Source organism: Psychrobacter sp. 1U2, assembly GCF_051847575.1.
Genome location: NZ_JBPYDC010000079.1, coordinates 1 through 2066 on the forward strand (window position 1 = coordinate 1; position 2066 = coordinate 2066).

The 2066-nt window shown below is 42.4% G+C and carries 2 protein-coding genes and 1 pseudogene; all 3 read left to right on the forward strand.

Going from position 1 to position 2066, the window contains the following annotated elements:
* Nucleotides 1-231 (forward strand): annotated as a pseudogene (locus ACS8FD_RS13285) (choline transporter); the annotation flags it as partial.
* A 198-nt stretch (nt 232-429) separates the two neighbouring features.
* A complete protein-coding gene (locus ACS8FD_RS13290) occupies nt 430-918 on the forward strand; it encodes a M48 metallopeptidase family protein (protein WP_439261752.1) in 489 nt (162 codons plus the stop codon).
* Nucleotides 919-1336: 418 nt separating this feature from the next.
* Nucleotides 1337-2066 (forward strand): urease accessory protein UreD (locus ACS8FD_RS13295; protein WP_439276232.1); only part of this gene is annotated, 730 nt, incomplete at its 3' end.

Genomic DNA, 2066 nt, shown 5'->3' on the forward strand with positions numbered 1-2066 from the left:
CATGGCGATGAAGATGACTTTGTGTATGAAGTTAATCTCATCAAAGCTGAGCGTCCTAACTTTACGCTGAATACTTCGACCAAGCATGCAGAATTTTACTACCGTGCTGAAGTGTTCTTGAGTGATGGTTCGCAAGAGTATGACTTGGTTGGCTACACCAAGGAGCAAGTGCTGGTCGATATTCTACATCAGTACGAGTGCCATCTACAGTATCTACATTTAGAGCGTTAATTGGCTAGATGTTAACTGGCTATATGTAGTGACGAGATTGTCTTTTATATGACCCCATAAGTTGAATGCAGCTTATGGGGTTTATTTATGAACTGGCTATAGGTCAATAGGAGATATAAGATAGAATCGATAAAGAGAAACTGCAAAATAGTGGCAAATAAAATATTAGAAAAATAAGCATTAGCAAAGGATAAATTTGTGACCACACTCAAGTACATTGCTCATTACTCTGAGCAAATTCAAACTCAAGCGGCACTGCTCATCAGTGAGGGCAGGCTAGGAGAGTACCTAGAAAATAAATACCCTGATCAGCACCAAGTGCAAAGCGATAAGGCGCTGTATCAATATATAAACGACATAAAAAACCAATCTATGCGCAAAATTGGCCCATTATCGAATGTCAGTTATAGCAGTAAGTTAAAAGTTCTTAAGCATGCGCTGGGTATTCATACTACCCAGTCTCGCGTACAAGGCAGTAAGCTAAAATCGCATAACAGTATTACGGTAGCGAGCTTATTTAAAGAAGCGCCACCTGAGTTTTTACGCATGATAGTCGTTCATGAATTGGCGCATTTTAAAGAGCATGAGCACAACAAGGCTTTTTATCAATTATGCTGCCACATGGAGCCAGATTATCATCAGTTTGAGTTGGACACACGCTTGTGGTTGCACTGGCGTGAGTTGTGATTTGATTAATTGTACCGATTTAACTCATTGATATGACTTAGATTCAACCATAGTTTACCCTTCGCTATATTCCCAGTATTATCTTGACAAGCCTATACGAATGGCCTATAAGAGTTATAGAGTATAGGCTATTTCATAAGCGTTTTTTACGCATAGAATAATCAACGCCAAAACATACTAAAGGATATATCTAATATTTTGATGTTTGATCTGACGATTATTACTTTACAGTTTTGAGGCAATCAATGCCTATACTTTGACATTCATTAATGGCTGTTAAGCCAGTGTTGTCAACCTTACCTGCGCACGTGAACGATTTTGATCATTTTGCTTAAGTTCATTACCTGCCTATCAGGACGATTAGGTGACGATTCAGCGATATATGTCGCGCTGGGTTTATAAAAAGGGAATTGATGGAATGATGACATTATCCGATAGTTCTACAATACAACAAACCGCTACAGACTCAGGACACCACTTCGATGCCAACCGTCATTGGGCAGCATTTTTGACGTTGGGGTTTGGGGCTCATGCTGATGGTGATACCCATATCACTCGTATGAATATAGCGCGCCATTATGGTCCCTTACGTGTCCAAAGACCATTCTACCCTGAAGGTCGCGATGGTTGCTGTCATGTCTATCTGCTACATCCACCAGGTGGTATCGCTAGCGGTGATACGCTCAACATCGATGTCACTGTAGCGTCAAACGCGCATACTTTGCTAACGACAACTGCTGCCAATAAGCTTTATAAAGCTGATAGCAATGGCGTTGCTTGGAATCAGCATACCTATCTAAAAATTGCTAATGACGCTACTTTAGAATGGCTACCACAAGAAACGTTGGCTTTTAATGGCTCTCGCGGCGAGCAGACCATCATCATTGATTTAGAAGACAATGCTAAATGCTTGGGGTGGGAGATTCTCGGTCTTGGTCGCCCTGCCAGCAAGCTGCCTTTCGTCAGTGGTCGCCTCGAACAGCGTTTTCAACTTACTCGTAATGGTCGTCCATTATGGATAGAGCGCCAATGCATAGATCCAGATCATCCCAGATTCGCTGGCATGTGGGGGCAGGGCGGCGCCACCGTGCATGCGACATTATGGGCGGTTGGAATGGACGATCCGTTAGAGGCCATCACTGCACTAC